This is a genomic window from Paenibacillus sp. AR247 (assembly GCF_002968895.1).
Lineage (GTDB): Bacteria > Bacillota > Bacilli > Paenibacillales > Paenibacillaceae > Paenibacillus_AQ > Paenibacillus_AQ favisporus.
In genome coordinates, this window is the sequence record NZ_PCZT01000006.1 from 183,363 (window position 1) to 190,916 (window position 7,554).

Sequence of the window (7,554 nt, forward strand, 5' to 3'; positions counted from 1 at the left end):
GCAGCCGGTTAAGCAGAGCATCGGCGATAAGGATAAAGGATCGTTATTCAGGAGCAGTTTCACTCTCCAAAAGCCGGCCCCGCAAGCCGGTCCGATGACGGGCTCATGGACGCCGGGAAGCCCCGCTGCCGCAGGATCCCGGCCCAGCCGGTCACACCGGAGCTTCGGAGGATAACGGCTCCTTCGCTCCGGTGAGCGCATCCGGCAGCCAGCCGGTGAAGTCTCCTCTGGCCGCCGGACCGGAAGGCGCCGGCACCGGCTTCTCCGGCCCGCGTGCACAGGCGCCGGCGCAGCAAGGCTATTCCGGTCCGAGCAGCCCGAATGCAGGAAGCGTGCGCAACCCCGGTGAAGCTGCCTATGCGCAGCAGAAGCTTCCGTATTCTGCGCGCGAAACGGTACGCGAAAATACGGTTCCCGGCTACCGCCTGAACTTGTCGCAGAGCGGGCGGGTATCGCAGAGCTCGAATCCAGCGCTGGCCAGCCGGCTGCTGGCGGGCACAGAGGCGCCGCCCGAAATTCCGCCTTTTCCGGAGCTGACGCTGATTGGCCAGCATCACGGGACATACCTGATCGCCCAAAACGCGGACGGGCTGTTCCTGATCGACCAGCACGCAGCGCATGAGCGGATCAATTACGAATTCTATTACGAGAAATTCGGCCGTCCGGCCGATGCATCCCAGGAGCTGCTGCTGCCGATTACGCTGGAGTTTACGCCGTCGGAGTCGGAGCAGCTGACACAGAAACTGCACTGGTTCGAGCAGGTCGGCGTATATCTGGAGCATTTCGGCGGGCAGACCTTCCGCGTGGTTTCCCATCCATACTGGTTCCCTAAAGGGGAGGAGAAAGCGCTGATCGAAGAGATGGCCGAATGGGTCCTCAGCGAGCGCAGCATCGACCTGGCCAAGCTCCGCGAGACGTCGTCCATTCTCTGCTCCTGCAAAGCTTCGATTAAGGCGAACCAGAAGCTGACCGAGCAGGAAGCGACGACGCTGCTGGACCGCCTTGCGGCATGCCGGCAGCCTTATACCTGCCCTCATGGGCGGCCGATCGTCGTTTCCTTTTCGACCTATGACCTGGAAAAGCTGTTTAAGCGCGTTATGTAACGCGGCATGTAGCGCGGCAGGCGGTTCAACACAGCGGGCAGCGGAAAGTGACGGAGAAGGACGGTTCATAAAACGAATTAAGGTGTATAACTAAACCAACAGCGCATTTGCTTGGCTGGTGCCCGATTTTATACAGGATTGGAGACTGTCATGATTATTACGACGGGGGATAAAGCGGCTGAATCGATCGTAGGCAGGGCGGTCGCCCTGGCCAACGAGACGGGGGGCAAATATGTCCCGAGAAGCCACACCCCATTAACAAAAATGGCCAAAATGCATGGCGATGACGAAATCATCGTCGTGCTGGACGGTGGAGCGAGGCTTGTCAGGCCGGGAAGTCCGCCGATGGAGTTTTCATCCCAGCATGGGCTTTGTCCGCGCCAAGCGGCTGCTCAAGGGCGAGAGCGACCCGATGCTGGACGCGGCGTTGATGACTGCGGGGGACACGGTGCTCGACTGTACGGCCGGCCTTGGGTCGGATTCGCTCGTTTTTGCGGTCCAGGAGGGCCCGGCGCGCATGTCACCGCGATTGAAAGCTCGCCGGCCCTGGCGGCGATGCTTGCCGAAGGGCTGGCTCACTACCGTTCCGGCCTGGCTGAGGTGGATGACGCCATGCGCCGGATCCGGGTGGCCTGCGGCCATCATCTGGACGTGCTGCGCAAGCAGCCGGACAACAGCGTGGACATCGTATACTTCGACCCGATGTTCCGCGAGCCGTTGATGGATTCTTCGTCCATCAGTCCGCTGCGCGCGTTTGCCAACAGCGACTCGCTGCAGCCGGAGAGCATCCGCGAAGCCGTCCGGGTCGCGCGCAAGACCGTTGTGCTGAAGGAGAAAAAAGGCAGCGGCGAATTTGCCCGTCTCGGCTTCGTGCCGATCGACCGGCCGCATTCAAAAATTTCGTATGGAGTGATATGTGTTGACCGACCGCATGACAACTGAGACGAAGCCGCGGCTGCTGGTGCTGATCGGCCCCACCGCCGTCGGCAAAACCAAAATGAGCATCGAGATCGCCAAGGCGCTGGGCTGCGAGATCATCTCCGGGGATTCCATGCAGGTCTACCGCCAGATGGATATCGGGACCGCCAAAATTACCAAAGAAGAGATGCAGGGAATCCCGCATCACCTGATCGACATACACGAGCCGGACGAAGCCTACTCGGTCGCCGAGTTTCAGGAAGAATGTTCCCGGCTGATCGCAGATATCCATGCCAGGGGCAAGCTGCCTTTTATAGTCGGGGGGACCGGTCTGTACGTGGAATCGGTGTGCTACGGTTTTCAGTTTGCCGAAGCGGGAGAGGACAAAGCGTTCAGGCAGGAACAGGCCGACTATGCGGAGCGTTACGGTGCCGAGGCACTTCATGCCCGGCTGGCGGAAGTCGACCCGGAGAGCGCCCTGAGGCTGCATCCCCATGACCAAAGGCGCATTATCCGGGCGCTTGAGATCTATCATTTGACGGGTATCCCTCTTTCGGCCCAGTTGAAGAGCCAAACCCGGGAATCGCCGTATCAATTATGCCTGGTCGGTTTGACAATGGATAGGCAAATGCTATATAAACGTATTGAAGCCCGTATCGATGAGATGCTGGAGCAGGGTTTGGTAGAAGAGGTTTCTTCTCTGCTGGATAAGGGCTACGGACCGGATCTGGTCTCGATGCAGGGACTGGGTTACAAACAGATCATCTCATATTTGCAGGGTGAAGCTACCCTGGAAGAGGCTGTTGCAATTTTGAAGAGAGATACGCGCAGGTTTGCCAAACGCCAGCTGTCCTGGTTCCGCCACATGAAGGAAATCCAGTGGGTGGACGTCACGGACACGGGAAATTTTCTCGCGAATTTCGCCGCAATCCGTGATATAATAGCAGGAAAGTTTCTCTTAAATCTTGAATATACTTCAAAACAATCTAATTGAATCGTTGGGGGTACGGCTAATGAACAAATCCATCAATATCCAAGATACATTTTTAAACCAGCTTCGCAAAGAAAACATCCCTGTCACCATTTTTCTTGTGAACGGATTTCAAATCAGAGGCTTAATCAAGGCGTTTGACAACTTTACCGTCGTGGTGGATACGGACGGCAAACAGCAAATGCTGTTCAAGCATGCGATTTCAACGGTTACGCCTCAACGCAATGTATCCCTGATGCAGGAAACCCAGAACGAGGTATAATTTAACAGGACAAGCCTCATAGCTGAAACTTTTTCAAATGACTTTCGTTAAAGAGTATAGAATGGCGGGGATGCGGTAAATCCGTTATAGACGTTCATTCTGTAAGCATAGGAAATGGAGCGGAGCAACCTGCAAGGGTTGTTCTTTTCATTCCGAGCTTAGAAATCAAAAGGGAGTCAGGAGGGTACCATGGACAACAACAAGCTGTCGAGGTCTGATAGAAACAAAGAACAGCCCAAGACAATGAAAAAGACAACCAAGAATAAGAAGAAAAAAATATCCGGAAAGCGCGTGTTTTGGACGTTATTTTTCACCTGTGCATTTGCTATCTTCTGTGCGCTTGCCGGATATTTGTATATTACGGTCAACGGGGAGCGCCTGCTGCAGGCGAACAAGGATAAGCTGACCGTACACGAAACATCTAAGGTATTCGACCGCAATGGCAATCTGATGGGCGAGCTGTCCCTGCAGAAGAGCGATCCGGTCCAGAGCGAGGATATTCCGAAGCTGCTGAAGGAGGCTTTTGTGGCGACAGAGGACAAACGCTGCCCGGATGACCAGCCGGTGCAGGGCTCCATGGTCATCATGAACCAGGAGTCTGGCGCGCTCGTCGCCCTGCTCGGCGGACGGGATTATACGCGCGGCGGCTACAGCCGCGTCACGAACAGCCGCAGGCAGCCGGGGTCGGCCTTTAAGCCGATCGTCTCGTACGCGCCTGCGCTGGAAAGCGGCAAGTTCGATATGTACTCGTCGCTCAGCAACAAGAAGCAGTGCTTCGGCAGCTACTGCCCAGGCAACCTGCACGGATACTCGGATACGATCGGCATGGCCGAAGCGATCCAGAAATCCGAGAACATTCCGGCTGTATGGCTGCTGAACCAAATCGGGGTAAATACCGGCTTCAAATTCGCGGAATCCCTCGGCATTCAGCTGACCGAAGATGACAAGAACCTGGCGATGGCGCTCGGCGGTATCAGCAAGGGAACGAACACGCTGGAAATGGCTCAGGCGTACAGCGCCTTTGCCAACGGCGGCAAGATGAACGAGGCGTACGCGATCAAGAAGATCGTCGACAGCGACGAAAAGCCGGTTTATGAGCATAAAGACAGCGCCAAGAAAGTCATGAGCGAAAATACCGCATACCAAATGACCGAAATGATGAAAAAGGTCGTTGAAGACGGTACGGGCCGGAAAGCCAGAATCGACCGTCCGGTAGCGGGTAAGACAGGCACAACGCAAAGCGGTTATACCGGTGTCAAATCGAACCGCGACGTATGGTTCGTCGGCTACACGCCGGAACTGACCGCTGCGGTTTGGATGGGCTATGACAAGCCGGATAAAACGCATCTGCTGCACAACAGCAGTCCGCTGGCGGCCTCTTTCTGGGGCAAGGTCATGGAGCAGGTCGTGAAGGACTTCCCTCAGAAGGAGTTCCCGGTTCCGGACAAAGTCAAAGATCAGGAGCCGGTGAAGGAACCGGAGCAGGATCAGAACCAGGGCCACGTAAGCGGCTTGAGCGCCGATTACAACATCGACACGCAGACGGTTACGCTGGGCTGGAACGGCGTGGATTCCGGTAACGCCCAGTATCGTATCTACCGTAAAGAATCGTCCGAAGCGAACTACTCGCTGATTCTGGATGGCGTAACCAGCACAACGGCCCAGGATATGGGGGCGCTGCCGGGTATGACGTACGAATACTATGTCACGGCATACTTCCCGGATTCGAGTACCGAGTCGGATCCATCCAATACGGTGCAGATCACGATCGATACACCGCCTGACGAACAAACCCCGCCTGATCAGAACAACGGAGATAACGGTCAGGACGGAAACGGTAATCCGGATAACGGCAATACCGACAACGGCCAGGGCGGTGATAACGGGGATATGGGTAACGGAAATGGGAACGATAACGGCAATAATGGAAATTGGAATGACGGCGGCCCGGGCAATAGCGGCAATGGGAACGGCAACGGGAACGGCGGTTCCAATGATAACAACGGCAGTGGCCATGGAGGCGGCGCCAATAACGGCAACGGTGGCTCTAGCGGGGATACAACCGGCGATAGCGGCACAGGTACGATAACCCCGCCTGAGAACGGCGGAACGACCGACAATGGCAGCAGTGACGGAACCGGAAGCAGCGACGGAACGACCTTCCAAAACCCGGGTGATTCCAGTTCCGGCAGCACAGGAACCGTGACCACCCCGTAACCGAATAGAATAAGTTTTGTATTAGACCCCTTTCATTTGGGGGTCTTTTTTTTGCTGTCCGCACATCTGTCAGGCAATATTTTGAGTGTGATTCCCAAATGTGATAAGCTGAAGACACCATATTGGAGAGGGAATTTTCCATGAAACGAAAATTTGGAGATCGAGCGAACTGGCGCCGGATTTCCCGCCGCCGCTTCGCCTGCCGTTATGTTGAGAGCGATGCATTCACAGGCTATATTACGCTGTACACGATTTACAACCTGAAAGAGCCGCTCTGGAAAAACTACGGAAATCACACCTACCGCATCGCGGATAAAGGATACTCGTGGCTGCAGTACTTTCCCCATAACAGCCATTATATTGTCACGGCGATGTTCGACGAACGGAGCGAAATTATCCAATGGTACATCGACACCTGCAAAACGCAGGGGGTCACGGAACAAGGCGTGCCTTGGTTTGACGATTTGTATCTGGATGTGGTCGTCCTTCGAAACGGAGAGGTGTTCCTGCTGGATGAGGACGAACTGGATGATGCGCTGACCCGTGGGGATATCACCAAGGAAGACTACCAATTGGCAATCTCAACGGCGAAGAACGTGATGAAAGCCATTGATGCGCATCAGTTTCCGTACTTCCTCATGTCCCTTGAGGACCGGAAGCGACTATTTGACAACGGTGAATTCCGGAGGAAGTCATGAACGCTCGCAGCGGGGGGCCGGTGGCCGTAACCAAGCGTAAGAAAATGTCCGTGCTTCGGAAGCTGCTGATTACCTTCGCCGTTCTGGTCCTGCTCGGACTGCTGTGGGTCGGGTATGCATGGCGGCTCATGAACGGGGCCCACAGCTCCGTACCGACATCGGCAAGCGATGTAGGCATTATTCTCGGCGCATCGATGTGGGGGGACTCGCCGAGCCCCGGTCTCCGGGAACGCTTGGACGAAGGGCTCCGCCTCTATCAGGAAGGCAAGTTTCCATATATTATCGTCACCGGCGGCCTGGACCGGGCAGATTACAAGTATACCGAAGCCGAAGGCATGCGGAATTACCTGGTGGACCACGGCGTGCCGGCATCGGCTATTATTCTGGAAAACAAGGCGACGAGTACCTATGAAAATTTGCTGTTCAGCCGGGAGATTATGAGAGAGCGGGGATGGCAAAGCGCCGTCATCGTTACGCATCAATACCATGGCATGCGCTCATTGGACATTGCGAAATTTTTGGACTACACCCGACCGGCCCTTGGTTTAACAGAGTCCAGAACGCTGCAGATGAAGTATCACAAGCCGCGGGAAGTGCTGGCCTACACCAAATGGAAGCTGGATGAGCTGCTGCTGCTGACAGGCCTGAAATAGATGGGAAACTGCTAATAACGCCTGGGCAAGTAGAATACATTGAATAGAGAATACATCTCTGTAGATAAATGAGGTGATGGATGCATGAACGGGCGTATAGCGGCCGCGAACGGCCGGCCGGAGGGCAGGCCATCCAGACAAATCAATGTGATTTTGCGCAGCCAGGAGCCTCCTGTCGTCAGCAGCGCCGTTCCGGAGAAGGAACCGGTCCCTGCCCAGAAGAATACAGCTCAGCACAGCCTGTATCAGGAAATTCTAAAAGAGCTGGATCAGCTGGTTGGGCTGGACAGTATCAAGGATTTCGTGTTTGAAATTTACGCCATGCTCCAAATCGCCCATATGCGTCAGGAAGCGGGGCTGGCCAGCGGCGGACATGTATATCATATGGTGTTTAAAGGGAACCCCGGCACGGGTAAAACCACAGTAGCACGAATCATCGCCAAGCTGTTTCAAAAAATGGGTGTGCTGAGCAAAGGCCACCTGATCGAAGTGGAACGCGCCGACCTCGTCGGTGAGTATATTGGACATACCGCGCAGAAAACCAGGGATTTGGTCAAGAAGGCGCTTGGCGGCATTCTTTTTATCGATGAAGCGTACAGTCTGGCCAGAGGTGGCGAGAAGGATTTCGGCAAAGAGGCGATCGATACGCTGGTCAAGGCGATGGAAGACCACAAAAATCAGTTCATTCTGATTCTTGCCGGATATTCCGAGG

7 protein-coding genes and 1 pseudogene are annotated in these 7,554 nt (G+C 55.3%); all 8 read left to right on the forward strand.

Annotated features, from left to right (window positions below; genetic code table 11):
* Positions 1 to 506: 506 nt before the first annotated feature.
* Positions 507 to 1,103 (forward strand): annotated as a pseudogene (locus CPT76_RS05775) (DNA mismatch repair MutL family protein); the annotation flags it as partial.
* Between the two features lie 150 nt (positions 1,104 to 1,253).
* Positions 1,254 to 2,045 (forward strand): class I SAM-dependent methyltransferase, encoded by a 792-nt coding sequence (locus CPT76_RS05780; protein WP_308737524.1) that lies wholly within the window; start codon positions 1,254 to 1,256, stop codon positions 2,043 to 2,045.
* Positions 2,035 to 3,015 carry a tRNA (adenosine(37)-N6)-dimethylallyltransferase MiaA gene (gene miaA, locus CPT76_RS05785; RefSeq protein ID WP_076171764.1) on the forward strand — a complete coding sequence of 327 codons (981 nt, stop codon included), beginning with the start codon at positions 2,035 to 2,037 and terminating at the stop codon, positions 3,013 to 3,015. The genes CPT76_RS05780 and miaA overlap by 11 nt, the downstream gene beginning before the upstream one ends.
* A 19-nt stretch (positions 3,016 to 3,034) precedes the next feature.
* Positions 3,035 to 3,274: an RNA chaperone Hfq gene (hfq, locus tag CPT76_RS05790; RefSeq protein WP_076171204.1), complete on the forward strand. Its 240-nt coding sequence runs from the start codon at positions 3,035 to 3,037 to the stop codon at positions 3,272 to 3,274.
* Positions 3,275 to 3,463: 189 nt separating this feature from the next.
* A complete protein-coding gene (locus tag CPT76_RS05795) occupies positions 3,464 to 5,491 on the forward strand; it encodes a penicillin-binding protein 1A (protein WP_105442219.1) in 2,028 nt (675 codons plus the stop codon).
* Positions 5,492 to 5,631: 140 nt separating this feature from the next.
* Positions 5,632 to 6,189: a ribonuclease FAU-1 family protein gene (locus CPT76_RS05800; protein ID WP_105442220.1), complete on the forward strand. Its 558-nt coding sequence runs from the start codon at positions 5,632 to 5,634 to the stop codon at positions 6,187 to 6,189.
* Entirely contained in the window at positions 6,186 to 6,842 is a 657-nt protein-coding gene (locus tag CPT76_RS05805; RefSeq protein WP_105442221.1) for a YdcF family protein, read from the forward strand. The genes CPT76_RS05800 and CPT76_RS05805 overlap by 4 nt, the downstream gene beginning before the upstream one ends.
* An 84-nt stretch (positions 6,843 to 6,926) precedes the next feature.
* On the forward strand, positions 6,927 to 7,554 hold a 628-nt coding region (locus CPT76_RS05810), incomplete at its 3' end, for an AAA family ATPase (protein WP_146116169.1).